The sequence below is a fragment of the Lentzea sp. NPDC102401 genome, from assembly GCF_044765805.1.
Classification (GTDB): domain Bacteria; phylum Actinomycetota; class Actinomycetes; order Mycobacteriales; family Pseudonocardiaceae; genus Lentzea; species Lentzea sokolovensis.
This window is the reverse complement of the sequence record NZ_JBIWKS010000006.1, coordinates 178530-203469: the sequence shown is the minus strand read 5'-3', so window position 1 is coordinate 203469 and position 24940 is coordinate 178530. Positions and strand designations below refer to the sequence as shown.

General features: G+C 70.1%; 32 protein-coding genes. 19 read left to right on the top strand and 13 right to left on the bottom strand.

Features of this window, described 5'->3' with window-relative positions:
- Window positions 1-13: 13 nt before the first annotated feature.
- Together ACIRG5_RS22660 and ACIRG5_RS22655 are read left to right on the top strand one after the other, a co-directional pair.
- Window positions 14-580 (top strand): DUF3090 domain-containing protein, encoded by a 567-nt coding sequence (locus ACIRG5_RS22660; protein WP_319980627.1) that lies wholly within the window; start codon window positions 14-16, stop codon window positions 578-580.
- A 1-nt stretch (window position 581) separates the two neighbouring features.
- Window positions 582-1367: an SCO1664 family protein gene (locus tag ACIRG5_RS22655; protein ID WP_402907538.1), complete on the top strand. Its 786-nt coding sequence runs from the start codon at window positions 582-584 to the stop codon at window positions 1365-1367.
- A gap of 9 nt (window positions 1368-1376) precedes the next feature.
- Here ACIRG5_RS22655 and ACIRG5_RS22650 read toward each other — a convergent pair whose 3' ends face one another.
- The gene (locus ACIRG5_RS22650; RefSeq protein ID WP_402907535.1) at window positions 1377-1568 is read right to left on the bottom strand and encodes a hypothetical protein; all 192 of its coding nucleotides are present in this window, start codon (window positions 1566-1568) and stop codon (window positions 1377-1379) included.
- A gap of 402 nt (window positions 1569-1970) precedes the next feature.
- Between ACIRG5_RS22650 and ACIRG5_RS22645 the strand changes: the two genes are divergently transcribed.
- Genes ACIRG5_RS22645 through ACIRG5_RS22635 form a run of 3 tightly spaced genes read left to right on the top strand, consistent with a single transcriptional unit; the run spans window position 1971 to window position 3922 of the window.
- Window positions 1971-2399 carry a hypothetical protein gene (locus ACIRG5_RS22645; RefSeq protein ID WP_402907532.1) on the top strand — a complete coding sequence of 143 codons (429 nt, stop codon included), beginning with the start codon at window positions 1971-1973 and terminating at the stop codon, window positions 2397-2399.
- 5 nt (window positions 2400-2404) lie between these two features.
- Window positions 2405-3106, top strand: a complete 702-nt coding sequence (locus ACIRG5_RS22640) for a fructosamine kinase family protein (protein WP_402907529.1) — start codon at window positions 2405-2407, stop codon at window positions 3104-3106.
- Between the two features lie 9 nt (window positions 3107-3115).
- Window positions 3116-3922 carry a DUF3097 domain-containing protein gene (locus ACIRG5_RS22635; protein ID WP_402907526.1) on the top strand — a complete coding sequence of 269 codons (807 nt, stop codon included), beginning with the start codon at window positions 3116-3118 and terminating at the stop codon, window positions 3920-3922.
- On the opposite strand, the gene ACIRG5_RS22630 is transcribed toward ACIRG5_RS22635, so the two are convergent.
- Window positions 3923-4339 (bottom strand): DUF3592 domain-containing protein, encoded by a 417-nt coding sequence (locus tag ACIRG5_RS22630; RefSeq protein WP_402907523.1) that lies wholly within the window; start codon window positions 4337-4339, stop codon window positions 3923-3925.
- 110 nt (window positions 4340-4449) lie between these two features.
- Here ACIRG5_RS22630 and ACIRG5_RS22625 point away from each other — a divergent pair, with 110 nt between their 5' ends.
- From ACIRG5_RS22625 to ACIRG5_RS22605, 5 genes are all read left to right on the top strand, one after another.
- On the top strand, window positions 4450-4875 hold the full coding sequence (locus ACIRG5_RS22625) for an NfeD family protein (protein ID WP_402907521.1): 426 nt from the start codon (window positions 4450-4452) through the stop codon (window positions 4873-4875).
- A gap of 35 nt (window positions 4876-4910) precedes the next feature.
- Entirely contained in the window at window positions 4911-6125 is a 1215-nt protein-coding gene (locus ACIRG5_RS22620) for an SPFH domain-containing protein (RefSeq protein WP_402908170.1), read from the top strand.
- Between the two features lie 185 nt (window positions 6126-6310).
- The gene (locus ACIRG5_RS22615) at window positions 6311-6733 is read left to right on the top strand and encodes a YciI family protein (protein ID WP_402907519.1); all 423 of its coding nucleotides are present in this window, start codon (window positions 6311-6313) and stop codon (window positions 6731-6733) included.
- A gap of 28 nt (window positions 6734-6761) precedes the next feature.
- Window positions 6762-8036, top strand: a complete 1275-nt coding sequence (locus tag ACIRG5_RS22610; protein WP_402907516.1) for an RNA polymerase sigma factor — start codon at window positions 6762-6764, stop codon at window positions 8034-8036.
- A 68-nt stretch (window positions 8037-8104) separates the two neighbouring features.
- Window positions 8105-9196 (top strand): hypothetical protein, encoded by a 1092-nt coding sequence (locus ACIRG5_RS22605; RefSeq protein ID WP_402907513.1) that lies wholly within the window; start codon window positions 8105-8107, stop codon window positions 9194-9196.
- A 36-nt stretch (window positions 9197-9232) separates the two neighbouring features.
- Here the strand turns inward: ACIRG5_RS22605 and ACIRG5_RS22600 are convergent, their stop codons facing one another.
- A complete protein-coding gene (locus tag ACIRG5_RS22600) occupies window positions 9233-10657 on the bottom strand; it encodes an amidase (protein ID WP_402907511.1) in 1425 nt (474 codons plus the stop codon).
- Window positions 10658-10707: 50 nt separating this feature from the next.
- Here ACIRG5_RS22600 and ACIRG5_RS22595 point away from each other — a divergent pair, with 50 nt between their 5' ends.
- A complete protein-coding gene (locus tag ACIRG5_RS22595; RefSeq protein ID WP_402907508.1) occupies window positions 10708-11205 on the top strand; it encodes a hypothetical protein in 498 nt (165 codons plus the stop codon).
- Between the two features lie 97 nt (window positions 11206-11302).
- The gene (locus tag ACIRG5_RS22590; protein WP_402907505.1) at window positions 11303-12166 is read left to right on the top strand and encodes a pentapeptide repeat-containing protein; all 864 of its coding nucleotides are present in this window, start codon (window positions 11303-11305) and stop codon (window positions 12164-12166) included.
- On the opposite strand, the gene ACIRG5_RS22585 is transcribed toward ACIRG5_RS22590, so the two are convergent.
- Window positions 12154-12654, bottom strand: coding sequence for a CGNR zinc finger domain-containing protein (locus tag ACIRG5_RS22585; protein WP_319980613.1), 501 nt, complete (start codon window positions 12652-12654; stop codon window positions 12154-12156). The genes ACIRG5_RS22590 and ACIRG5_RS22585 overlap by 13 nt on opposite strands.
- A 25-nt stretch (window positions 12655-12679) precedes the next feature.
- Here ACIRG5_RS22585 and ACIRG5_RS22580 point away from each other — a divergent pair, with 25 nt between their 5' ends.
- Window positions 12680-12886: a hypothetical protein gene (locus tag ACIRG5_RS22580; RefSeq protein ID WP_402907501.1), complete on the top strand. Its 207-nt coding sequence runs from the start codon at window positions 12680-12682 to the stop codon at window positions 12884-12886.
- Window positions 12873-13487: a TetR/AcrR family transcriptional regulator gene (locus ACIRG5_RS22575; protein WP_402907498.1), complete on the top strand. Its 615-nt coding sequence runs from the start codon at window positions 12873-12875 to the stop codon at window positions 13485-13487. The genes ACIRG5_RS22580 and ACIRG5_RS22575 overlap by 14 nt, the downstream gene beginning before the upstream one ends.
- Here ACIRG5_RS22575 and ACIRG5_RS22570 read toward each other — a convergent pair.
- The 3 genes from ACIRG5_RS22570 to ACIRG5_RS22560 are packed head-to-tail and all read right to left on the bottom strand — an operon-like array spanning window position 13441 to window position 15524.
- Window positions 13441-14118, bottom strand: a complete 678-nt coding sequence (locus tag ACIRG5_RS22570; protein ID WP_402907495.1) for a hypothetical protein — start codon at window positions 14116-14118, stop codon at window positions 13441-13443. The two genes, ACIRG5_RS22575 and ACIRG5_RS22570, sit on opposite strands and share 47 nt — an antisense overlap.
- Window positions 14119-14122: 4 nt before the next feature.
- A complete protein-coding gene (locus tag ACIRG5_RS22565; protein WP_402907492.1) occupies window positions 14123-14650 on the bottom strand; it encodes an AAA family ATPase in 528 nt (175 codons plus the stop codon).
- 10 nt (window positions 14651-14660) lie between these two features.
- Window positions 14661-15524: a sucrase ferredoxin gene (locus tag ACIRG5_RS22560; RefSeq protein WP_402907489.1), complete on the bottom strand. Its 864-nt coding sequence runs from the start codon at window positions 15522-15524 to the stop codon at window positions 14661-14663.
- 110 nt (window positions 15525-15634) lie between these two features.
- Here ACIRG5_RS22560 and ACIRG5_RS22555 point away from each other — a divergent pair, with 110 nt between their 5' ends.
- Window positions 15635-16006 carry a DoxX family protein gene (locus ACIRG5_RS22555; RefSeq protein ID WP_402907487.1) on the top strand — a complete coding sequence of 124 codons (372 nt, stop codon included), beginning with the start codon at window positions 15635-15637 and terminating at the stop codon, window positions 16004-16006.
- 12 nt (window positions 16007-16018) lie between these two features.
- On the opposite strand, the gene ACIRG5_RS22550 is transcribed toward ACIRG5_RS22555, so the two are convergent.
- Both ACIRG5_RS22550 and ACIRG5_RS22545 read right to left on the bottom strand, forming a co-directional pair.
- Window positions 16019-16342, bottom strand: coding sequence for a hypothetical protein (locus ACIRG5_RS22550; protein WP_402907484.1), 324 nt, complete (start codon window positions 16340-16342; stop codon window positions 16019-16021).
- Window positions 16339-16926: a PadR family transcriptional regulator gene (locus ACIRG5_RS22545; protein WP_402907481.1), complete on the bottom strand. Its 588-nt coding sequence runs from the start codon at window positions 16924-16926 to the stop codon at window positions 16339-16341. The genes ACIRG5_RS22550 and ACIRG5_RS22545 overlap by 4 nt, the downstream gene beginning before the upstream one ends.
- Window positions 16927-16975: 49 nt before the next feature.
- On the opposite strand from ACIRG5_RS22545, the gene ACIRG5_RS22540 reads away from it, so the two are divergent.
- Entirely contained in the window at window positions 16976-17674 is a 699-nt protein-coding gene (locus ACIRG5_RS22540) for an SDR family oxidoreductase (protein WP_402907478.1), read from the top strand.
- A 64-nt stretch (window positions 17675-17738) separates the two neighbouring features.
- Complete coding sequence (locus ACIRG5_RS22535; protein ID WP_402907476.1) at window positions 17739-18368, top strand: class I SAM-dependent methyltransferase; 630 nt, start codon at window positions 17739-17741, stop codon at window positions 18366-18368.
- 7 nt (window positions 18369-18375) lie between these two features.
- On the opposite strand, the gene ACIRG5_RS22530 is transcribed toward ACIRG5_RS22535, so the two are convergent.
- Together ACIRG5_RS22530 and ACIRG5_RS22525 are read right to left on the bottom strand one after the other, a co-directional pair.
- On the bottom strand, window positions 18376-19125 hold the full coding sequence (locus tag ACIRG5_RS22530) for a ZIP family metal transporter (RefSeq protein WP_402907473.1): 750 nt from the start codon (window positions 19123-19125) through the stop codon (window positions 18376-18378).
- A gap of 2 nt (window positions 19126-19127) precedes the next feature.
- A complete protein-coding gene (locus ACIRG5_RS22525; protein ID WP_402907470.1) occupies window positions 19128-20213 on the bottom strand; it encodes an epoxide hydrolase family protein in 1086 nt (361 codons plus the stop codon).
- A 52-nt stretch (window positions 20214-20265) separates the two neighbouring features.
- Between ACIRG5_RS22525 and ACIRG5_RS22520 the strand changes: the two genes are divergently transcribed.
- Together ACIRG5_RS22520 and ACIRG5_RS22515 are read left to right on the top strand one after the other, a co-directional pair.
- Entirely contained in the window at window positions 20266-21210 is a 945-nt protein-coding gene (locus ACIRG5_RS22520) for a helix-turn-helix transcriptional regulator (RefSeq protein ID WP_402907467.1), read from the top strand.
- A 2-nt stretch (window positions 21211-21212) separates the two neighbouring features.
- Entirely contained in the window at window positions 21213-21479 is a 267-nt protein-coding gene (locus tag ACIRG5_RS22515) for a hypothetical protein (protein WP_402907464.1), read from the top strand.
- On the opposite strand, the gene ACIRG5_RS22510 is transcribed toward ACIRG5_RS22515, so the two are convergent.
- Both ACIRG5_RS22510 and ACIRG5_RS22505 read right to left on the bottom strand, forming a co-directional pair.
- Window positions 21427-24327, bottom strand: coding sequence for an NACHT domain-containing protein (locus ACIRG5_RS22510; protein WP_402907461.1), 2901 nt, complete (start codon window positions 24325-24327; stop codon window positions 21427-21429). The two genes, ACIRG5_RS22515 and ACIRG5_RS22510, sit on opposite strands and share 53 nt — an antisense overlap.
- A gap of 29 nt (window positions 24328-24356) precedes the next feature.
- Complete coding sequence (locus ACIRG5_RS22505; RefSeq protein ID WP_402907459.1) at window positions 24357-24908, bottom strand: cadmium resistance transporter; 552 nt, start codon at window positions 24906-24908, stop codon at window positions 24357-24359.
- Between the last annotated feature and the right edge of the window lie 32 nt (window positions 24909-24940).

Sequence of the window (24940 nt, the reverse complement as noted above, 5' to 3'; positions counted from 1 at the left end):
GGTCGTATCTGCCATGGCTCGTGTCATTCACGTATTCCGCGCACCCGACCGTTTCATCGCAGGAACCGTCGGGCAGCCCGGCGACCGCACCTTCTACCTGCAGGCCTCAGAGCAGAGCAGGTTGATCAGCGTCGCCCTGGAAAAGCAGCAGGTCCAGGTCCTCGCCGAACGCATCGGCTCGTTGCTCGAGGAGGTGCACCGCCGCTTCGGCGCCGACGTCCCCGACGACGCTCCGCCAGACGACCTCGACACCCAGCCCCTCGACGTGCCCGTCGAGGAGGAGTTCCGGGTCGGCACCATGGGCCTCGGCTGGGACGCCGAGTCCAAGGCGGTCGTGATCGAACTCCTCGCGATCTCCGAGGAGGAGGTCGACGAGGCCGTCGTGCTCGACGACACCGAGGAAGGCCCCGACGCCGTGCGGGTCTTCCTGTCGCCGTCCGCCGCCCGTGCCTTCGCCGAACGCGCCGACCGCGTCATCAACGCCGGCCGCAAACCCTGCCCCCTGTGCGCCGAACCGCTCGACGCGGACGGCCACATCTGCCCGCGGCAAAACGGGTACCGCCGCACCGAAGAAGACTGACGTGGACACCTCCGCGGCCCTGCAGTTGCTCGAACACGGCCGCATCGAGGTCGAAGGACGCCTGGTCGACGCCTCCAACGCCACCTTGTTCTGCAAGATCTCGCTGGACGGCGTCGACGCCCACTGCGTCTACAAACCCGTGCGAGGCGAACGGCCGCTCTGGGACTTCCCCGACGGCACGCTCGCCGGCCGCGAGGTGGCCACCTACCTCATCTCCGCCGCGTCCTTCGGTGTCGTGCCGCCCACCGTGCTGCGCCCCGGCCCGTTCGGCAGCGGCATGGTCCAGCTCTGGGTCGAGACCCGCGAGGAAGACGAACTCGTCGACATCATCAGCGTCGACGACGTCAAACCCGGCTGGATCCCCGTCTTCCACGCCCACGACCGCTTCGGCGACCCGGCGGTGCTGGTCCACGCCGACCACCCCCGCATCGCCGAGATGTCCGCCTTCGACGTCGTCGTCAACAACGCCGACCGCAAAGGCGGCCACGTCCTGCACGCCCTCGACGGCGGCGTCTACGGCGTCGACCACGGCATCTGCCTGCACACCGAACCCAAACTCCGCACCGTCCTGTGGGGCTGGGCCCGCGAACCCCTCCCCGAGCACGCCGTGGAGTCGTTGCGCCGCCTGAGATCCGAACTCGACGGCGTCCTCGGCGAATCGCTGCACGACCACCTGACCCGCGCCGAGGTCCGGGCCGTGGGGGAGCGCACCGACAAACTCCTGGCCGCCGGTGTCTACCCCGAACCGTCCGGCGACTGGCCCGCCATCCCCTGGCCCGCGTTCTAGGTCACCTGATCAGGCCAACCCCAAGCCGTTCATCGGCCACAGCGACAACACCAACCCGCTGACGTGGCCGACGAACCGCGGCATGGTCGGCTTCCACGGCGGCAGCGTCATGGTCCAGTTCGGCCGGCCCGCCGCGATGCACCCGGCCACCGCCGACTCGCTGCGGGCCACGCTGTTCACGCCGGGGGAGTACCGGCTCACCGAGTCGACCGCCTGCGGCGCGTCCGCGACCGAGGTCTACCGCATCCTGCGCAACATGGGCGAACGCGGCCTCCTCGAACGCTTCCCGGCCGTGCTCGTCGGGCACGCCAAGGCCTGGTTCCTCACCGACCAGGACACCGATGATCGTGTTCGACGTCGACCTCGGCCACACCGACCCGCAGGTCGTCATCCCGGTGGGCGGCACGATCGAGGTCAACGGACCGGACCGCACGATCACCGCCACCTGCTGACGGGTAGCGGCCATCCGCGATCTATTCCTTGCCCATTGATCCATCCCTGTTGAGATACCGCGGGTTTGACGCGCGGATGATCGTGCCCTTATCTTCTGGAGGCATTCTGACCTGCGTGAACATTCGATTGTGAATGCGGGACCCGGTGGACATGACCTATTTCGAACGGATTGTCGTGGTGGGCGCCGCCGAACTCGGCGCGTGGGCGGCCGCGTGCCTCGCACGGCGGTTCGGGCCCGTTCACCTGATCGGACCCGGCGCCGAGACGCTGACCGGCATCGGGGTCCGTCGCTACCCGCACGCCACCGTCCGCGACCTCGACCTGGACACGCCCGCGGTCATCGTCGACAACGACGGCGGCCGCCTGCAACGGCTGGTGTGCGACCGGCTCGTCGTGGCCGGATGGCCCGTGCCGTTGCTGCCGGTCAACCGGTGGGTCGTCGGCGGCAAGGTTGCCATCGCCGGCGACGGCGCCGATCTGCGGCTGCTCTCGACGTGCTTCGACGCCAACGGACTGTGGCGCCCGGCGCTGGCCGACTACCAGTTCCGCCGCCAATCGGGAGCGAACTCGCTAATCTGAGTTGAGTGATCGATGACGCCGCCAGAGCCCGGCTAATCCGACGTTTCGGCACCGGCGTGACCGGGTGGATCGACGCACTGCCCGACCTCGTCGCCACGCTCACCGCCCGCTGGGGCCTCACCCTCGTCGAACACGTGCCCGGCGGCACCGGCGCCACGTTCCTGTGCACCAGCGCGGTCCTCAAGCTCACCCCGGACCATGACATCGCCGTGCACGAGGCCAGAGCACTCGCCGCCTGGTCCGACACGCCCGCGATGGTCGACCTCCTCGACGCCGACCTCGCCCGCGGCGCGCTGCTGCTCGGCAGGATCCAGCCCGGCAGCCCGGCCACCGACCCCGCCAAGGTCGTCCCGCACCTGCACGAGGCCGGCACGAAAGGCTTTCCGCCGCTCAAGGCCCGCGTCGACTTCCTCTTCGAAACCCTGCTCACCCGCCGCACCGGCACCTACTACGCCACCGAACACCACCGCGCCCGCAAACTCGCCGAGGACAACGTCAAACCCGTGCTGCTGCACGGCGACATGCACCCCGGCAACGTCCTGCAAGGCCCCGCCGGACCGGTCGCGATCGACCCGCGCGCCTGCGTCGGCGACCCGGCCGTCGACTGGGTGGACTTCGTGCACGGCGGCTACGACCTGCACGGCGCCGACGTCGACCTCGACCGCGTCCACGAGTGGCTCACCGCCTTCAAACCCTTCTACGGTTAGGGTTCCCAGGTGCGTTCCCACGACTACGGCCGCGACATCCTGTCGACCCCGAAGCGCAAGAAGGTCCCCGAGATCGCGGCCGAACCCGGCCTCGTCGTCGAGGATGCCGCCAGCGGCTTCTGCGGGGCCGTCGTGAAGTTCGAGTACGGCCAGGTCGTCCTGGAAGACCGCCACGGCCGGCACCGGCTGTTCGCGCTCAACCCCGCCGGCTTCCTCGTCGACGGCACACCCGTCACCCTCGTCAAACCCGCGCCGCGACCGCAGAAGCCGAAGATCACCGCGTCCGGCTCGGTGAAGGTCGAGGGGCTGCGCGCGCAGACCGCCAAGGCCAGCCGCATCTGGGTCGAGGGCAAGCACGACGCCGAGCTCGTCGAATGCGTCTGGGGCCACGACCTGCGCGTCGAGGGCATCGTCGTGGAACCCCTGCACGGCGTCGACGAACTGCCGCAGCGCATCCACGACTTCGGCACCGCCCCGCACCGCCGCCTCGGCGTCCTGGTCGACCACCTCGTCGCCGACTCCAAGGAACAGCGCGTCGTCGACCAGATCCGCGACGACAACGTGCTCGTCACCGGCCACCCCTACGTCGACATCTGGCAGGCCGTGAAACCGGCGGCCGTCAGGATCAGGGCATGGCCGCGGATCCCGCGCGGCGTCGACTGGAAGACCGGCGTGTGCGCGCAGCTGGGCTGGGGCGAGACGTGGGAAGGCTGGCAGCGCGTGCTGAGCTCCGTGAGCAGCTACCGCGACATCGAGTCCGACCTGCTCGGCGCCGTTGAACGGCTCATCGACTTCGTCACCGTCCCCCAGGACTGATCACTCGGGTCCGCGTCCGCGAGTCCACGCGAGGAGGTTCATGCCGAGCGAGCCGAGCGCCACGACGCCCAGCATCACGCCCAGCACCCAGAACACCTGGTCGTTGTCGGCCAGCGCGGAGTCGACGACCCGGCCGTCGCGCAGGTCGTAGCGCACGGTCACGCGCGTTCCGGCCTCGTGCGCGGACCCGTTCTCCGACAGGGTCTGCACCTGCTTCGAGCCGTCGGGCAGCGAGTACTCGATCTTCACCGAGGCGCTCTTGCCGGACTTGATCCGCTCCAGCACCGTCGCCTCGGCACTGGCCCAGGACCGCTGCTCGGCCGCGGACTGCAGCACGATCCCCAACCCCACGATCGCACCGGCCAGCACGAGCCCGGACACGAACCGGCCCCTGCGCGACCTCACCGACTTCGCCATCACGCCTCCCTCGCCCGAATCATCTCCCGTTGATCGATTTCGTTACGGTCCGGGGCCCAGCACGGTGAATCGCGGAGCCCGGTGCCCCCCGTTGGTGTATGTATGGGCTCATGGCCGCGCTGATCTGGCTGATCGTCGGGATACTGCTCGTCGTCGCCGAGGTTCTCTCCGGTGACTTCGTGCTGGTCATGCTCGGCGCCGCCGCGCTGGCCGCGGCCGGCGTGTCCGCACTGGGTGCCGCCGACCTGGTGAGCGTGCTCGTCTTCGCGGCCTCGTCGGTGGGCCTGATCGTCGGGGCCCGGCCGCTGCTCAAGAAGCGGCTGCAGCTGGGCTCCGGGATTCGGATGCACCACGAGGCGCTGCTGGGCGGCAGGGCCGTCGCGTTGTCGAAGGTGGACGAGCACGGCGGGCAGGTGAAGATCGGCGGCGACACCTGGAGCGCGCGGACCCTCGACGGGTCCGTGGTCGAACCAGGAGAAGCCGTCACCGTTGTCGAGATCTCGGGCGCCGTCGCCGTGGTGATAGCCGCGGTGTGAGCGTCCGCAGAAGGGTGTGAACCGAGTTGGACCCGATCACCGCTGTGGTCGTGGCCGTAATCGCGATCTTCGTGCTGACCATCGCCGTCAAATCGGTGCTGGTCATCCCGCAGGCGCAGGCCGCCGTCATCGAACGCCTCGGCCGCTACCGCAACACCGCGGCACCCGGCCTGAACATCATCGTGCCGTTCATCGACAAGGTGCGGGCCCGCATCGACCTGCGCGAGCAGGTCGTGTCGTTCCCGCCGCAGCCGGTGATCACCCAGGACAACCTCACGGTGTCCATCGACACCGTCGTGTACTTCCAGGTCACCGAGCCGCGCTCCGCGGTCTACGAGATCTCCAACTACATCGTCGGTGTCGAGCAGCTCACCATCACCACGCTGCGCAACCTCGTCGGTGGCATGAGCCTGGAGGAGACGCTCACCTCGCGTGACCACATCAACGGTCAGCTGCGCGGCGTCCTCGACGAGGCGACCGGCCGGTGGGGCCTGCGCGTGGCCCGCGTCGAGCTCAAGTCCATCGACCCGCCACCCTCCATTCAGGACTCGATGGAGAAGCAGATGCGCGCCGACCGCGAGAAGCGCGCCATGATCCTCACCGCCGAAGGCCAGCGCGAGTCGTCGATCAAGACCGCCGAAGGTCAGAAGCAGTCGCAGATCCTCGCCGCCGAGGGTGGCAAGCAGGCCGCGATCCTGTCCGCGGAAGGTGAGCGGCAGTCGCAGATCCTGCGGGCGCAGGGTGAACGTGCGGCCCGCTACCTGCAGGCGCAGGGCCAGGCCAAGGCCATCGAGAAGGTGTTCGCCGCGATCAAGGCGGGCAAGCCCACGCCGGAGGTGCTGGCGTACCAGTACCTGCAGACGCTGCCGCAGATGGCGCAGGGCGACGCGAACAAGGTCTGGATGATCCCGTCCGACTACGGCAAGGCCCTCGAAGGGTTCGCCCGCATGCTCGGCGCGCCCGGTGACGACGGCGTGTTCCGCTACGAGCCGCCCGCCGCCGAGGAGGGTGAGACCTCGCGTCCGGAGGACGAGGACGAGTCGGTCGCCGCCTGGTTCGACCTCAAGTCCGACCCGAAGGTCGCCGAGGCCGTCGCCGCCGCGGAGGCGGTGGCGCGTCAGGAGGTGCCCGGTCCGCTCAGCGGCATGCCGCGTCCGGTCGGCCGTTCCGCGCCGCTGCCGGAACTGGCCGGGTCCGAGTTCGAGAGCGAGCAGCCCCGGTCACTGCACCAGCCCGACGAGCAGGTCTGACCGAAACCGGCACGCACCGAGCGGCCCACCCCGATCACCGGGGTGGGCCGCTCAGCCGTGTGACCTGCGAAAACAGAAAAGTTCAAGAAAATCCGGGGAGAGTGTCGATCGAACGCCCGGCCCGTTCGACCTTGGCGTGAAAGGGTCCACAACGGACCCGCACGAACCCCCTGGGAGAGCACATCATGAAGTTCATGCTGATCTGGCGAGTCGCCTCCGACGAGGCGTGGGCCAACCTCGGTGAGATCGACTTCGACCAGATGCTCGAGACCGTCGGCAAGTTCAACGAGGAGCTCATCGAGGCCGGCGTGCTGATCGCCGCCGAAGGCCTCGCTCCCGCCGAGGAAGGCGTGGTCGTCGACTTCTCCTCCGAACCGCCCGTGGTCACCGACGGCCCGTACGGGGAGACCAAGGAGCTGTTCAACGGCTTCTACCTGATCAACGTCCCCACCATCGAGGACGCTGTCGAGTGGGCCAAGCGCACCCCGATGACCGCCGCCGGGTTCAAGACCGAGATCCGCCGGGTGCCGACGATCGACGAGTTCCCGCAGGACAACGAGTGGATCAAGAAGGAACGGGCCTGGCGCGAGTCCACCGGTCAGCTCTGATTCGGCGGGTTCTGATCTCATAGGCGCCATGAGCGACCCCACCGGACGCAAGGCCGTGGCCGCGGTGTGGCGCATCGACTCCGCGAGGATCATCGGTGCGCTCACCCGCTACACCGGCGACTTCGCGCTGGCCGAGGACCTCGCGCAGGAGGCACTGGCCGAAGCGCTGGTGACCTGGCCGCGCGAGGGCGTGCCGAACAACCCGGCGGGCTGGCTGCTCACCGTCGGCCGGCGCCGCGCGATCGACGCGTTCCGGCGCCGCAGCGCCCGTGACGAGAAGTACGCCGCCATGGCTCACCACCTGCCCGAGGGCGGCGCATTGACCGGCGCTGAGCCCGGCCCCGCACCGGACGACGTGCTGTGGGACCCGGACCAGATCGACGACGACACCCTCGCCCTGATGTTCACCTCGTGCCACCCGGTGCTCTCGCGCGAGTCCGGGGTGGCGCTGACGTTGCGCGTGATCGGCGGTCTGACCAGCGACGAGATCGCGCGCGCGTTCCTGGTGCCCACGGCGACCGTGCAGGCCCGCATCACGCGCGCCAAGAAGACCCTCGGCGCGGCCGGCGTCCCGTTCGAGGTCCCGCCGGTCGGTGAACGTCCCGCGCGGCTGGCCCAGGTCCTGAGCGTGGTCTACCTGATCTTCACCGAGGGCTCGTCGGCCAGTTCCGGTGACGAGGTCATCCGCTTCGACCTGGCGGGCGAGGCGCAGCGGCTGGCCAGGATCCTGTCGCGGCTGATGCCCGAGGAGCCCGAGGTCCACAGCCTGCTGGCCCTGCTGGAACTGACCGCCGCCCGGTTCCCCGCCCGTCGTGGTCCCGACGGCGAGACCGTGTTGCTGGAGGAACAGGACCGGCGCCGCTGGGACCGCTCCGCGATCGCGCGGGGCCGTGCCGCGCTGGCCAAGGCCGCCGACGCCGGCCGCGGGTACGGCTACTACGGGCTGCAGGCCGCGATCGCCGAGTGCCACGCGCTGGCGTCCTCGGTCGAGGAGACGAACTGGGGTCGCATCGTCGCCCTGTACGAGGGGCTGGGCAGCCTCGCGCCGTCCCCGGTCGTGGACCTCAACCGCGCGGTCGCCGTGTCGATGGCACAGGGACCCGCCGCGGCCCTGCCGATCGTCGACTCCCTCGCGTCGAGCGACGCGTTCAAGGACTCGCACCAGCTACCGGGCGTGCGCGGAGAGTTACTGCGCCGGCTGGGCCGCGTGCAGGAGGCTCGCACCGAGCTGGAGCAGGCCATTCGTCTGTGCGGCAACGCGCGCGAACGTGCCGTGCTGACCCGCAAGCTGGCCGAACTGTAGGCGCCTCGCCACTGAGGGTGAACCTTAAATCGTTAGGGCGACATCGGTGGCACTCGACCGGGTGACGCGTGAATGATGTTGTGATGGACTCGCTGCCCGTCACCGTGGCCTCCGCGCTCGCCGAGGCCGACGGCGAGGCCGCGGACTGGCCGGCGCAGTGGCAGGCTCTCACCGCCGTGTCCGTCGAGCTGCAGTCGTTGCTGGTCACCGAACCCGGGCCCGAGCTGGTCGCGTTGATCGAGCGGATCGTCACGCAGCTGGCCGACGGTGTCGCCGGCAGCAGGCGGCACCGAGTCGAACTCGCCGAACTGGCCCACCGCGTCCTGAGCACCCACGCCCGCGCGTGCGCCGAGACCCGGCCCGACCCGCTGCGGCTGGCCGACTGGCTGCTCGACCTGCAGCTGCAGCACCCCGACGCACCCGACGTCAGCCTCGCCGCCTACGCCGACGCGCTCGACGACGACGGCCTCGCCCGCTACCGGGAACGGGCGGTGGCGCTGTTCGAGCCCCTGCCGGTGATCGGGTTCGGTGAGACCGGCCGCTACGACCGCGCCCGCTGGGCGTTGCTGCGCGTCATGGAGGAGCTCGCCGAGTACACCGAGGACGTCGACCTGCAGCTGCTCGTGCTGTCCAAGGACCTGTCCTCGGGCTGGCACTACCTGCAGGTCGCGACCGTGCTGCGCGACAACGGCCGCTCCGAGGAGGCCCTGGAGTGGGTCGAACGCGGGCTGCGCGCGGTCGGCGGCCGGGGCGCGGCGCTGCGGCTGATCGACCTCGCCGTGGAGGAACATCTGCGCCGCGGCGCACCGCAGCGGGCCGTGCGGGTGTGCCGGGAGGCGTTCTTCGCCCGCCCGAACCTCGACGTGTACCTCAAGATCCGCGCGCTGGTCGTGCACACCGACGAGTGGCCGCCGTTGCGCGCGGAACTGATCAACCACCTCGTGCAGGACGGCAGCCGCCTCGCGGTCGAGGTCTACCGGCGCATCGTCGAGGTGGAGCTGGCCCGGCGCGGCATCGAGGAGCAGGACCTGGTGGTCGAGCTGCTCGAACAACTACGCGGCCTGCAGCCCGACGCGTTCGCCGACTACCTGGACCACATCAAGTCCCGGCACGTGGCGGACCGCGAACTGCTCGACGAGTTGTCCAAGCGCGGATTCTGACCAATACCGATTCGGATAGTCCGTACTCGTACTATCCTATTTCGCATGATCGAGGCCGGAGGGGATCCGGTCCGCCCACGGCCGGGCACGTTCCAGCTGGGCGGACACCGACAGCAGCGTGCACTCGTCGTGCTGGCGGCCCACGAGCTGCACCGCGAGCGGCAGGCCCGCCGACGTGCGGCCGGCGGGCACGCAGGCGGCCGGGTTGCCGACGATGTTCCACAGCGGCAGGAACGTCGTGTAGTGCGACGCCGCGAGCAGCGCCGCGACGACGGTGCGGCCGTCCCACTCGCCCACGCGGATCGGCGGCCGGGTCAGTGCCGGGGTGAGCAGCACGTCCACCGAGGTGAACACCCGGTTCGCATACGCCGTGAGCGTCGCGTCGTCCTTGCCCGCCCAGCGCACGGCGCCGCGCGGGATGCGACGGCCGAGCTCACCGACCGCGCGGGTGCGGGCCTCGACGAGGTCGGGGAACTCCATGCCGGTGCGCGCGAGGTAGGCGTTGTGGAGGTAGCGGGCGGCGAACTGGGTGGAGGCGGTGACGTCGCGCATCGGCGGGTCCAGGCGCACCACGTCGTGGCCGAGGTCGGTGAGCAGCGCGGCGGTGTCCTGCACGACGTCGCGGACCTCGTCGGCGATTCCGATGCCCGGACCCCACGGCCGCAGCGACACCCCGATCCGCAGCCGGCCCGGATCGGTGCGCGCGGCCTGCGTGAAGCTCGTGCGCGGCGGATGCGCGACGTGCGCGTCGCCGGGCATGGCGCCGTGGATCTGGTCGGCGACCAACGCCCAGTCCGCCACTGTGCGGGTGATCGGGCCCGCCACGACGAGACCGCCCCACATCTGCGGTTCCGGGGACAGCGACACGCGGCCGCGCTGGGGCTTGAGCCCGAACAGCCCCGTCACCGCGGAGGGGATGCGGATCGAGCCGGCGCCGTCGGTGCCGATCGCGGCCGCCGCCAGCCCCGCCGCCACCGCCGCGGCCGAGCCGCCACTGGAACCGCCGGGCGAGTGCGTCAGCGACCACGGGTTGCGCGTCGGCCCGGCCCAGGAGCTCTCGGTGTAGGGCCACAGGCCCAGTTCCGGCATGCGGGTGCGGCCGATGATCACCGCCCCGGCCTCGCGCAGCCGCGTGACGATCGCGGAGTCGGCCGGTTGCGGGGTGCGGGCGGCGTTCGTGCCCTTGGTCGTGGGCAGGCCCCGCAGCGCGATGTCCTCCTTGACGGCGATCGGCACGCCCAGCAGCGGCAGGTCCTCGCCCGCGGCCCTGCGTTCGTCCGCGCGGGTCGCCTCCGCCAGGGCCTGCTCGGCGAAGACCAGCCGGAACGCGTTGAGCCGCGGATCGATCCGCTCGATGCGCGCCAGGTGCTCGGCGACCAGGTCGCGCGCGCTCACCTCGCCGGACCGCACGGCGTGCGCCTGCCTGGCCGCCCCGGCGAAACACAGCTCCGTCAGCTCCATGAACCGACCCTAAGCGCCCACAGGTGATCTACGGAATGGGAGTGCATCGCATGAGAGTCCTCGCGATGGCCGCGGCCGTCCTCGTCGCACTGAGCACGCTGGTGGCACCGGCCTATGCGGCGTCCGTGTCCCGCCAGGAGATGATCAATCGTGCGAAGACGTGGCTGACCGCCAGCAACGGCGGGCCGGTCCCGTACAACCAGAACCTGTACTGGGGTGCCGAGGGCTACCGGCAGGACTGCTCCGGCTACGTCTCGATGGCCGCCAGGATCGGTGCGCCCGGCCAGCGCACCGTCGAGCTCGCGAAGGCGCCGTTCTCCACCGGCATCGCGACGAACGACCTCAGGTGGGGCGACATCGTCGTGGATCCCGTGGGCGACGGGAACACCCGTCACGTGGTCATCTTCGACAAGTGGGCGGATCCCTACAAGACCGCCTACTACGCCTACGAGCAGCGCGACATCCACGGCACGACCTACCGGGTACTGCGCTACGGCCTGGGCGGCGACCAGTACGTGGCTCGCCGGCTGACCAATGTGACCGGCTGAGTGCCTACCGGCTGTCACCGTCGGTGGGCACAGCGTTGAACGGTGGACTGAACTCCGCCACTGTCCGGGGCGATGACCCAGGTCACATCATCGAGTCATGTCCCTTCTCTCGCGCTGGCTCACAGCGACCTCCGGTGTTCTGACCGTGGCGGCGGTGACGTGGGGCCGGCGTCGCCGGACACCCGGCCCGGTGCCGGTGAGCCTGTCGCCGCTGCAGGACATCCGCGCCCGGCTGCTCGCCGCCGAGTCCGACGTGCGCCTGGGCGGGCTGCGCGACTGGGTCGAGCACGGCGAGAGTCGTGTGGAGAACCGGCAGCCCGCGCTGGACGTGCTGTGCGAGGCGCTGCGGGAGCTGCCGTGGCCGGGCACCGAGGTCGACCAGCGGTGGCGCAGCGTGCTGCAGGTCTCGCTGGCCGCGCGCCTGCGGCCCGGTCCCGGGTTCTGGCTGGGCAGCGACGTGGACCTGCGCCACACCACGCTGGTCGACTTCGACCTGTCGGACTGCCGGCTGCGCGACGCCCGGTTCGACGGCACCCGGTTCCTCGGTGACGCGCGGTTCGACCAGTCGACGTTCCTCGGGGCGTTCCAGGCGCGCGGCGCGTTCTTCGGCCGGCACGTGCTGCTCACGCGGTCGGTGTTCGCCCGCGGCCTCGGGCTGCACGGCTCGACGGTGTGCGGCAACGGCGAGCTGTCGCACGTCCACGTCGCCGGAGCGGCCGTGCTGCGCGGGGTGCGGTTCTCCGGCCGTGCGGACTTCACCTGCTCGCGGTTCGGCTCGGAGCTGGACTGCTCACGGGTGCGGTTCGGTGGGCGGGCGGTGTTCCGCCGTGCCTGGTTCGCGGGTGCCTCGTCGTTCGCGGGTGCGTGGTTCCGTGGCCGGGAGGACTTCGTGGACGCCGTGTTCGGGGGCGAGTCGTCGTTCGAGAACACCCGGTTCGGGCACCGCGTTCACGCCGACTGACGACTCCTGTGGTTCGCCACGGCGACGCGGTTCGCGCACTTGGTCGAGCAGAACCGCCTCTTGCCGTTGCGGCTGGTGTCGACGAACACCGTGTCGCAGCCCTCGCGGCCGCACCAGCCGATGCGCCCGGCGTCCTCGCAGAACAACGCCGCCATGCCCGCCGCCGTGTAGGCCTTGAGACGCACGTCGGTCGGCGCGTCCTCACGGGCGTAGTGCAGGTGCGGGGCGCGTCCGTCGTGCGTGGAGATGTAGTGCGTGGTCGAGGACCGGGCCAGCAGCTCGTTGAGCAGCTCCACCGCCGGCTCCCGGAACACCTGCCGCAGCCGTTCGATCCAGTCTCGTACGTCACGTTCCTGCCGGGCGTCGAGCGAGCCCAGCGGCTTGTAGTCGGAGGATTTCAGCACGTCGAGCAGGGGATCCGCCGGATCGGCGTTGACCAGCTTCGCGGCGAGCTCGGCGGCCGCCCCGCCGTAAGGGTTGAAATGCACTAGACCATGACATCAGGCTTGGCTCATGATCGCCACCTGCCCCGCCTGCCACTGGTCCTGCGCCTCCACCCTGTCCTCACACGGCCCGGTCGCCTACGTGCGCTGCGTCTGCGGCCTGTTCCTCGTCGTCGAGCGCGGCGTGGTCACCGCGACTGCCGGGACCAGCACGTTCGCCCCGATTCACCACAGCCGTGGTGATCTTGCTAGTGTCCCGGACCGTGAGCCGTCGTGATCTGCTGTGCGACACCGCGATCCAGATCCTCGCGGTGGAAGGCGGCAGGGGCCTGACCCACCGCGCGATCGACCGCGAGTCCGGCGTCCCCATCGGCACCACCAAGAACTACTTCCCGACCCGCGAGTCCATCCTCACCGCGTGCGCCGCCCGCATGACGTCACTGCACCGCGCCGCCGTGCAACGCCTGAGCGAGACCACCCCGGCCGACATCACCGCCACCGACGTCGCCGAGCTCTACCCGGCGCTGCTGCGCCGCGCGGTCGCCGACGACCCGACGCAGATGCTCGCGATGGTCGAGCTCTACCTGGAGGCCGTCCGCCGCCCCGGCGTGCGCGAGGCGCTCTCGGGCATGGTCCTCGCCAACGCCGAGGCCGGCGCCGCCCTGCAACAGGCGGCGGGCCTGCCGTCCACGGTCCGCGACACGGGCCTGCTCGACGCCTACTTCCTGGGCGTGGCGATCTCCCTGCTCGCCCTGCCCAGCGAGACCCTCGAGACCGTCGGCCTCGACGACCCGTACGCGCTGGGCATCGGCGTGTTCTCCGCGACCGTGCCTAACGGCGGCCGGTCACCAGAACGGAGATCAGCAGAATCAGGCTGATCACCGCCGGCACCGCGCACGCCACGGCCAGCATCGCCAGCCCGAACTGATCGCCGCCTTCGGCCGTCTGCGGGACGGTGAGCACCGCCCAGGTCGCGACACCGCCACCCACCAGCGTGATCGAGCCCAGGATCGCGGCCGCCCGGCCCTTGTACTTCTTGCGCACCGGCTCGTTGGTCGCGTCCTTGCAGTGCGTGCCGAGGGCGGCGATGATCGCGCGGCTGTTCTCGGTGAGGCCGCTGAAGTGCAGCAGGTTGCCGTCGGCGAACCGGACCGTGCAGTCGACGTCGGAGCCGGTGTAGGAGTACTCACCCCGTTCGGCGACGTCGATCGCCTTCACCTCGTCCCACGCCCAGGATCGCCGCACGCCGCCGAAGACGTGCGCGATGCCGTCCTCGTACAGCTCGATCACCTCGGGTTTGCCCGCCTTGCGCAGCAGCACCACCGAGGCCGGGGCGGCGATGACGAAGGGGAAGGCGGCGAAGATCAGCCCGTACTGGGCTCCACCGAGGTCGATCATGAACATCAGGGCCAGCAATGCGGCGCTCACGAGCGCGATGATCAGCGTGACGCGGCCCAGGACGCGTCTTCGGCTCGTGTCGACGGGGTGCGTGCTCTGCAGGGTGCCCATTCGATCAATTTAGTTGTTCGGCCAGCGCTTCGATCAGCTTCGCGCAGGTGTCGCCGAGGTCGCCCGAGGCGTCGATGACCCTCGTGGCGGGGGTGAGGTATGCGGTGATGCGGTCGTGGCTCTGCTCGACGACTGCCGCGCCGCCGAGCGCTTCCACGACGTGGTCGATGTGGTGCTCGCGGTGCCGGTAGCGGAGGATCGCGGTCTCGGGCGGGGTGAGCAGCACGAACTCCAGGTAGTCCGCGCCCGCGGAGGTGGCCGCCGCGGCGAACCTGTCGCGTTCGCCGTGGCGCATGATCAGCTGCGGCATCACGACGTCGTGGCCGGAGGCCAGGTGGGTGGCGGCCATGGTGAGCGCGAGCGGCCGGACGAGCTCGACCGCGCCGTGGAAGTCCTCGCGCCAGCCGCCGACGAGCCGGACGATCTCGTCGGCGTCGAGGTTGAGGGTCTTCGGGTGGGCGGCGGCGTAGCGGGCGGCGAGCGTGGACTTGCCCACGCCGGTGGGGCCGTTGAGGTGGATCAGCCGAGGCACTCGGCCAACGCTAGCGGCAGACCTTCACCAGCTGGTCGATCGCGGTGGCCACCAGCGCGATCGCGATGTCCGGCGACTTCCCGCAACTGGCAGGCCGCGGCGGCACGGGCTGCTCGGTCAGCGCCACCCGCCACTCCCGGCCGTCGTCGTGCCGCACGGTCGCGGAATCGGCCGTCTCGGCGACGACGGTGAGCACGTCGCGGGCCTCGCCGATCTGCTCGCGGACGGCGACCTCGGCCACCTGACCCCGCGGGGTGAAGCAGGAGCGGCCCCGGCAGCGGTCGGCGACGATGCCCTCGGTGACGACGCGGTGGGCCAACCGGTGGTCGATTCGTCCGTACAGGTGACCGGTGGGCAGCAGCACTCCGGTGGGGGCGAAGCGGTGGCCGCCGGTGTGGGTGCACTCCCAGAGGTTCAGCGCGGTGGCGATCGGGCGGCCGTACAGGGCGCAGCAGACGTCGCGTTTGCTGTTGGTGCAGATCAGCAGCAACGGGTCGGCCACCGGGGCGCCGAAAGCGGTGGAGCGGCCAGCGCCCAGGGCCTCGAAGTCGAGTTCGAGGGCCTCCTCGGGGGCGGTCAGGTCGGCCTGTTCCAGCCAGGAGGCGCCGGGCTTCGACGAGGCCAGGTACAGGCGCCGCGTCGAGGGGGTGTGGGTGTCGGCGTGCTTGCCGGGGCGGCGGATCAGCAGGATGCGCACACCGGTGCCGGCGGCACGGCGCTGCAGTTCGGCGCCGAGTTCGGGGTCGAGGTGGCTCTCCAGCAGGGCGTCGCGGCCCCAGGGGCCCGGCTGTTCCAGGCACAGCCACGCCGTCGCGGTCGCGGCCGTGCCGGCCAGCGGTTCGCCCGCGAAGTCGGAGAGAATCGAGCACCTCATCTGCACACTCTATACAGCCGTTCGGGTGATGACTAAGGACACCCTTACTCAATCTGTGTGACCTCGAACATCAGTGGTCGTCGCACTGAGCGGGGTCTAGGTTTTCGTTCATGGACCTCGCGGTGTGGATCGTCTCGGGAGTGCTGGCGGCCCTCTATCTCATGGCGGGCTTCACCAAGCTGGTCAAGACCAAACAGGACCTGGTGGCCGAGCCGCGCATGTCGTGGGCGGGGGATTTCACCGAGGGGCAGGTCAAGGGCATCGGCGCGGTCGAGGTCGCGGGCGCGATCGGGCTGGTGCTGCCGTGGCTGACCGGCATCGCGCCGATCCTCACCCCGATCGCGGCCATCGGACTCGCGCTGGTGCAGGTGGGCGCCGCGATCACGCACCTCCGGCGCGGCGAGGGCGCCACGGTGCCGGTCAACCTCGCGCTGTGCGCGCTCGCGGTGTTCGTCGCGGTCGTGCGCTTCGGCCAACTCTGATTCTGGCCGGCTTCACCCCTCAAGCAGCCGCACGCGGTCGCGCATCGACGCCTCGAGCTTGGCGCGATAGCCGAGGAACAGCCTGCTGGCCAGGTAGGGCGCCCAGTTTCCCTGCCTGGCGATGTTGTAGACGCGATGCCGCACCAGCGCGCCCTCGGGATGGGGGTGCAGCGAGTCCTCGCCGCGGTACCACCAGTCGCCCCAGTAGGCGATCACGCCCTGATCGCGGTCCACGAGCCGATGCGGCCCGGACTCGCCGGCGTCGGCGAACATCCGTGCGCGCACGTCCTCCAACGGCGCGTGCACCACGCCGGTCACTTCGAAGAGCAGTCTCATCGGTGTCTGTCCTCCCAGGTGTCGTACCCGCCGACGGTGCCCTCGCGGGTGGCGGTGGCGAACCAGGACAGCCAGGCGCGTTCGGCGCGCAGCATGGCCATCCGGTAGTCGAGTTCGATCCACGCGAGCTGCGGCAGCCCCATGCCCGCGAGCCTCTCCAGCAGCACGGCCAGCGCGGTGAGCTGCTCGGTCACGGCGGCCTCGCGCCGACTTACGACCTGCAGCGCGTCGGCCGGGGGCAGCAGGCCGACCATCGAGATCCCGGCCTCGAACCGCGGGTACTCCTTGGCGGGCTCGGCGATCAGTGAGCGCAGCCAGTCGTGCAGTTCGGCCGTGCCCGCGTCGGTGACGGCGTAGACGGTGCGCTCGGGCCGGTTGCCCGCCTTCTGCACGGCCGCGGCGGTGATCAGCTCGTGGCGGGTCAGCGACTCCACCACGGTGTAGAGCGAGCCGTAGTTGAGCTTGATGACCTCCTCCTGGTGGCGTTCCCGCATGGTCTGCGCCATCTCGTAGGGGTGCATGGGCCGCTCCGACAGCAGCGCCAGCACCGCGAGGGCCAGGGGGTTCGTTCGCTTGAACGTCATATCCGCTCCCGTATATCCGGCACCGAGTATACGGGTTAGGGTGGGCGGCATGACAACGGTGATCACCGGGGGAAGCCGGGGTATCGGTGCCGCGACCGCGCGCAGGCTCGTGCGCGACGGGCACCGAGTCGTGATCAGCTACCGCCAGGCGGCCGACGAGGCGCGTGCGCTGGAGAAGGAACTCGGCGTGCTCGCCGTGCAAGCAGACACCGCCGACGAGAACGACGTGGCGCGCCTGTTCGACGCGGCCGGTGACGACATCACCGGCGTGGTCAACAACGCGGGCATCACCTCCCCGTCCGGCCCGCTGGCCGAGCTGCGCACCGAGGACCTGCGCCGCGTGGTCGACGTCAACGTCATCGGCGCGTTCTTCGTCGCACGGGAGGCGGCGCGGCGGATGACGCGCGGCTCGATCGTGAACGTGTCCTCCGGCGCGGCGACGCTGGGCAGTCCGGGGGAGTACGTGCACTACGCCGCCACCAAGGCCGCCGTCGACGCGCTCACGATCGGCCTGGGCAAGGAGCTCGCGCCGCGCGGGATCCGGGTCAACTGCGTGCAGCCCGGCACGATCCGCACCGGCATCCACCGGCTCTCCGGCCAGCCCGACCGCCCCGACCGCGTCGCCTCCCGCATCCCGCTGGGCCGCCCCGGTGAGGCCGACGAGATCGCGAACGCCATCGCGTGGCTGCTCTCGGAGGAGGCCTCGTACACGACGGGCACGATCCTGCGGGTCGCCGGCGGCATGTGATCTCCCCAGGTGTGGCCTTTCGCCTCTGCGGGCGGTGTTCGCGCTGCCCCTAAGCTTCTCCGTCATGTCCGCGCCCACGCTCACCGACTTCGTGCTCGCCAACACGACGCTGGCTCCGGTGCCGCTGGTGCCCGAGGTGCTGCTGCACAGCGCGGCCGAGGCGATGGACCTGTGGGAACTGACGCACCACGACCAGCCGCCGTTCTGGGCGTTCCCGTGGGCGGGCGGCCAGGCCCTGGCGCGGCACCTGCTCGACAACTCCGGCCTGGTGCGCGACAAGAAGGTGTTCGACCTGGCCTCGGGCTCCGGCCTGGTCGCGATCGCCGCGGCCCTGGCCGGAGCGGACTCGGTGACCGCGAACGACATCGACCCCCTGGCGCTCGCGGCGGTGGAACTCAACGCCGTGGCCAACGTCGTCACGGTCAGCACCCTGGGCGGTGACCAGCTCGACAGCGACGGCCACGGCGCCGACGTGGTACTGGCCGGCGACGTCTTCTACGACGCGGAGATCACCGCGCTGGTGCTGCCGTTCCTGACCAGGGCCGCCGCACGGGGCGCGCTCGTGCTGCTCGGCGACCCGGACCGCGCGCACCTGCCACGCGACCTGTTCACCGCGCAGGCCCGCTACGAGGTGCCGGTGCCGTTGACGCTGGAGAGCACCGAGACCCGCAGCGCCACGGTCTGGCGCGCCTAGTTCCCGCCTAGCCCAGGCGTTCCACCACGAACGCCGTGAGGAACCCGGCGGTGGTGCACAGCCCGGTGTAGAGGCGGGCGCGTTCGTAGGCCTCGGGGATCATGGTGTCCGCGATCATCGCCAGGATCGCTCCCGCCGCGACGGCCGTGATCACGGCGATGAGCTGCGGTGACGCGCCGTCCAGCAGCACGTTGCCCAGCGCCGCGGACAGTCCGCTGGCGACCGCGATCGCACCCCACACCCCGAACACGTAACCGGGTCCGCGCCCGGCCTGCTTCATGCCGGCGACGCTGGAGAGCCCTTCGGGGACGTTCGAGATGACCACGGCCGCCAGCATCGCCACCCCGACCCCGCCGCCGCTGAGCAGGGACAGGCCCAGCACGACCGACTCGGGGACACCGTCGAGCAGCGCGCCCACGGCGATCGCGGTGCCGCTGCCGGCCTGGTCGGTCTCGGTCGGCTGGTTGCTGCTGCGCTTGCGGTGCCGCGCCCCGCGCCGGGCGAGCAACAGGTTCGCCAGCACGTAGCCGACCGCGCCGCCGAGGAACCCGGCGGAGGTGGCGAGCAGGCCGCCGGTCTTCTCCGCCTCGTCCATCAGCTCGAACGCCGCCGCGGCGGTCAGCACGCCCGCGCCGAACGCCATCACCACGGCCACGACGTCGCGGGGCACGCGCAGGAACCAGGCGACGAGCGCGCCCGCCACGAGCGCCCCGCCGCCTGCCAGTCCCCAGATCCCTGCTTCCACCCACTGCGGCATCGCTACATCTTGGCGAAGAACACCTTCAGGTCGCCCGCCAGCAGTTCCGGCGAGTCGTGCCCGGAGTAGTGCCCGCCCCGCTCGAACTCCGACCAGTGCACCAGGTTGTGGTGATCGCGCTCGGCGAAGCGGCGGATGGTCTGGAAGTCGTCGGGGAAGATCGCGACGCCCATCGGCACCGTCGTCGGTTCGGTGGGCTGGTCCTCGCGGTGCGCGTCCTCGAAGTACAACCGCGCACTCGAACCGGCGGTCGCGGTGAACCAGTAGATCGCCACGTTCGCGAGCAGGAAGTCCTTCGTGACGGCCGGTTCGCCCATGAGCTGCATCGTCCAGGCGAGCTGACCGACGGGGGAGTCCGCGAGCGCGAACGCCACGTTCTGCGGCCGCGCCTGCTGCAGCTTCGCGTACCCCGACATGGTCTCCCAGAAGTTCTGCAGCACCCCGAGACGGCGGTGGTCGTCCTCGGTCAGGCCCTCCATCTCGGCCGGGTCACCCGAGGGGAACGAGAAGATCTGCGTCACGTGCACGCCTGCCACGTGTTCCGGGTCGACCTGCCCGACCTGCGGCGCGATGATCGCCCCCGCGTCGTTGCCGTGCACGCCGTAGCGCCGGTAGCCCAGCCGCGCCATCAGCTCCGCGAACGCCTTCGCGATCCGCCCGGAGTGCCAGCCCGTGTCGGTCGTGGGACCGGAGAACCCGAAGCCGGGGATCGAGGGGATGACCAGGTGGTGGTCCTCGCGCAGGTGCTCGACGACGTCCACGAACTCCATGACCGAGCCGGGCCAGCCGTGGATCAGCATGATCGGCAACGCGTCCGGGTTCGGGCTCGTGACGTGCAGGAAGTGAACGTTCGTGCCGTCGATCTCGGTGACGAACTGCGGGAAGGAGTTGAGCCGGGCCTCCACCGCCCGCCAGTCGAACTCCCCGGCCCAGTACCGCGCCATCTCCTTCACGTCCGCGACGTCGTCCCCGTAGAGCGAACCGGCCCCCGGCACCTGGTCGGTCCACCGCGTCCGCGTCAGACGAAGCCGCAACTCGTCGATGTCGGCGTCGTCGACCGCGATGTGGAATTCCCTGATCTCCGTCATAACCCGAGGCTAACGACGCTTGCGGCCAGCCTCTGTCCTAAAGTGTCCGTCCATGTTGGAAACATCGGCGCGCCTGCTGCGCCTGCTCGCCCTGCTGCAGTCACGCCGCGACTGGCAGGGCAGCGAACTGGCCGACGAACTGCGGATCAGCCCCCGCACCGTCCGCCGCGACGTCGACCGCCTGCGCGAACTCGGCTACCCGGTCAACGCCACCACAGGTTCGTTCGGCGGCTACCGCCTCGGTGCCGGCGCCGAGCTCCCACCACTGCTGCTCGACGACAACGAGGCCGTCGCCGTGGCGGCCGCCCTGCGCACCAACGCCGTCACAGGCCTTGAAGAGGTGTCCCTGCGCGCGTTGCTGAAGCTGGAACAGGTCCTCCCGTCCCGCCTGCGCCACCGAGTCTCCGCCCTGGAACAGGTCGAATCCGTCCCACGCGACTCCCCGGCCCCCGCCCTGGACCCGGAACTGCTGACGGTCCTCGCCGCAGCCTGCCGCGACAGCGACACCCTCCGCTTCGACTACAACGCCCACGACGGCACCCCCACCCGCCGCCGAGTGGAACCCCACCGCCTCGTCAACTGGGGCCGCCGCTGGTATCTCGTCGCCTGGGACGCCGACAAACAGGACTGGCGCAGCTTCCGCGTCGACCGCATCACCCCACCCCGACCCCCGTACGGCCCGCGCTTCACCCCACGAGACTTCGACGCCACCACCTACGTCGCCTCTCGCGTCACCCAGGCCGCCTGGCGCTTCCAGGCCCGCGTCCTCGTCCACGCCCCGGCCGACGCCGTCGCCGCCCGCATCAACGCCGCCATCGGCACCGTCGAAGCCGTGGATGACGCGTCCTGCGTGCTCGTGACCGGCTCCGACTCCGTCGACACGCTCGCCGTGTGGATCGGCATGCTCGGCTTCGACTTCGAAGTCACTTCACCGCCAGAGCTGGTGGCACACGTTCGCACTCTTGCGGCCCGCTACGCCCGCGCCGTACAAGACTGACCATGGCCATCACCGGACGGGACATCGAGCACCTGCTCTACACCGACACGCCCGACCCGATCCTGGTCATGCAGGACGGAGCGGCGGAGATCGTGGCCGCCGCAGATCTGGGGCAGCGGCCTGGGGCGATCGTCGTGTGCTCGCGTCGTGAGTTGCTGCGGCGGGTGGGGGAGCGCGACATCAGCGAGCAGGAGCTGACGGCACTGGCCGCCGAACTCACCAGGTCAACGCGACCCCCAGCTCCTCCGCCGCCTGCCTGGCCCGCTTGACCAGATCAGGCCGCAGTCTCTGGACCCGCTGGTGGTTGAGGCGTTCCAGCAGCTCCACGAGGCTGAGGGGACCGCTCGCCTGCACGCCTAGGTCATACAGCCTCAGGAGGCCTTCCAGGCCGTCCATGACTGCGAAGGTGCCCAGTTGCCCGAACGCTTCCAGCAGTTCGACGTCATTGCCACCTATGGCCAGCCTTGCGAAGAACTCCCTGGAGAACACCCAACGGCCACGGCTGTTGTCAGCCTTGTACAGCCGCTGGAGTGCGGGCACGCATCTCTCGATCGGGGTAGCAAACAAGTTGATCAGCGCTGACGCCACGGCGATGCCGTGCTGGGACACCAGCGGCGTCACCGTGTCCCGCAACGTCACGCTGACCTCGTCCAACGTCACGTACGGTTCCGACATCAGCAACCACTCGGCGTGGGCTTCGCGTTCGCGGTTGCTCAGGCTCAGCGCGAAGTGCCGGTCGGCATCGCGCTCGATCCAGAACCACAGCACCACGTTCGCCCACTCGCTCGACGACAGCCGCGACTTCCAGAACAGGGACAGCCGCTGCCAGTCGTCCACGCTCACGCCCAGCTCGTCGGCGAAGAGCCTGTCCCGCAGTGCCAAGGCCAGCACAACCAGGTTGAGCGAGTACTTCGCGTCTCGCACCGAGTCTGGCAACTGCGCCGGCGTGTAGTCGCCACGCGATTTCCTGGTCTCGTCCCGCGCCGCGAGCAAGCGTGAGACCAGGTCGAACAAACCGTCACGGTCGGACTTCGCCGCGAACTCCCGCAGGAAGTCCAGCACCGGTTTGCTCGTCACGAGCGCCATGTAGGACAGCACGGCATAGAGCTCGGTGTCGTCCGCGGAGGACTTGCGCTTCGACCGGGCCCGGTCCTCCTCCCGCAGTTCGGTGAGCCTGTTCCACACGAACCGGGCCACGAGGTACTCGCCGAAGGTGGCGTGCAGGAACTCGTAGGTCCGCAGCGTGGTGGAGTCCGCGCGTACGGCCTCCGTCTTCTGGACGAAGAAGAACCGCCCCAGCACCGTCTCGCCGGCCGACAGCCGGGTGTGGGTTCCGATCAACCGGTCAGGGGAGTCGAGAGCGAGCAGCTGGACGAGGTCCGCCGTCACGTCCTGCTCGGCGATCCACTGCACGCCGCGGTTGAACATCGCGAGCGCCACCACTGACAACCGGTCGAGCTCGAACTCGACGTCCTGGTCCAGATCGGCGGGGGAGCGGGACTCGCCGCTCTTGGCGACCTCGCGCCGGGCGAACAGGTCGAGCAGGCGTGCGTACAGCTGCCCGCGGCTCAGGCTGAGGTGGTCGCGCTGGAACGAGCTGTCCACCGCGTCGTACAACGCCAGCATCAGCAACAACAACGGTTGCGAAGCCAGATCCGGATACCGCAGCACGGTCTCGGCGGGCAGCGGACGGTTGACCGTGTTCCACACCTGCAACCAGGACCGCACCTGGTCGTCGTCGAACGGCATCAACCGCACGACGTGCGTGGCCTGTGGCATCTCCAGGCCTGCGCACACGCTCAACCGGCTCGTCACCACGAACACCGCCGGCCTGCCCATGTCCTCGAGGCGCTGCTGGAACTCGGCGATGATCGTCAGGTACCGGGTCTGGCTCACCCCGGTGGCCTGCAGCAGTTCGTCGAAGCCGTCCAGAACCACCAACGGCAACGCACCACCGGTGTTGCGGGAGAAGTCCGCCCAGCTGACCGGCTCGTGCAGCAGGGTGTGCAGGCCGCACTCGATCTGATGCACCAGATCGGCGTCCGAGGGCGTGCAGCGCAGCTCCACCCGCACCACGGCGAAGTCCGACGCCGGCAACCGCGCCGCGAGCATCTCGGTCAGCACCGACTTGCCCGAACCTGGATCGCCCAGCACCAGCAGGGGAGCAGCCAAGGCGTCCGGCGACGTCAGGTACCCCGCCAGGTAGGCGTAGAGATCGTCACGGACGGGCACGTCGTCCCACCACGCGAGCAGCGACGGCGCCAAGGCCCGGTCCGTGTCGGTCGTGACCTGGAACCGGGGGTCGACGTAGGCGTCGGACAGGCTCGGGATCCGCACGCCCTCCGGTACCTCGGTCGACTTCACCAACGGCCGCCGCAACGCACCCCGGTAGGCGCCCGCCAGCTCGGCCAGCCGCACCTCGGGCGTCAGGTCGGTGGTGGTCTCGCTGAGCACGTCCTCCAGTCGTGCCAACGCCTTGCGCACCGATCGCCCGTCCTCGATCGCGCACCAGAACCTGATCTCGGGAAACTCGGCGGCAAACTGACCCAGCAGCTCCTGATACCGCTCCAGCGCACGTGTCGTGACGTGGTGGACCGCTGTGATCACTCGGTCCTGTTCGGTCTCGTTGAAGCCGTCCCAGCACGCCAGACTCATCACCGCGGCGTGCAGGTCGGTGGCGAGCCGGTCGTAGGCACGTGCCACGACGACCAGGTTCTCCTCGTAGGAACGGCCCACCGACGGAAGCGGCAGCTCCAGCTCCCACGGGCTGAACCTCGCGACGAGTTCGCGGTCCTCCTTGGTGAGCTTCACGTGGACCTGCTGCTCCTCGAACGCCTCGAAGAACGCCGTCATCACCAGGACCGCGTGCGCGGCGTGCAGTTGCTGCGTACGGGTGTAGCGGCTCACGCCCCGGCGCTTCACGGAGGCCTTGGAGATCAGCTCGTTGCTCAGGCGGAGGAAGTCCGGCTTGGCGTCGAAGAGGGACAGCACCTCCCACATGCCCAACGAACCCAGGAGCAGCGCGCCACCAAGAATCTTGTCCATGGCGGCGACGACCGGGTGCTCCCTGCCGCCGAGGATCTTGACGGCCTCGTTGTAGCTGTAGGTCTTTCGCACCCGAAATGTCTACCTGACGATCCGCTCGCTCATCCGGAGAACAACACCAAAAGCCCAATCACGATCAGGACGACCGGCAGAGCGATGTGGCCCCATTTGGCCAGGGCTCGCGCCACCACCTGGCGAGAGGCCAGGAACCGGCCCGCCAGGCACCACACGCCGACCAGCAGCAGGAACACCGCGACGTAGACCCACAGCGAGTCGGCCACGGCGAAGACCGGGACGTAGACGCCGATGTTGTCGCCGCCGTTGGCCAGGGTCACGCCGGCCATCGCGAGGATGCCGGGAGCGGCATCCGGTTCGTCATCGTCGTTGGAGCCTCGCCATAGTGACCAGGCGGCTTTGAGACCGAGGGCCAGGGGGATCAGGCCCAGCCACGGACGGAACTGGTCGGGAAGCAGGGACGCGCCCAGGGCGCCGACCACGGCCAGCGCCAGGATGGCGGTGAAGCCCAGGTACTGGGCCGTCACGACCTGCCAGGCCGACTTCGCCCGCGCGAAGAACAGCGCCAGCAGTACCAGGTCGTCGACGTTCGTCACCGCGAACATGCCTGCCGCCTGGCCGATCACCCCAAGATCCACGGCCGCATTCTCGTGCACCTCGAAACGGATAG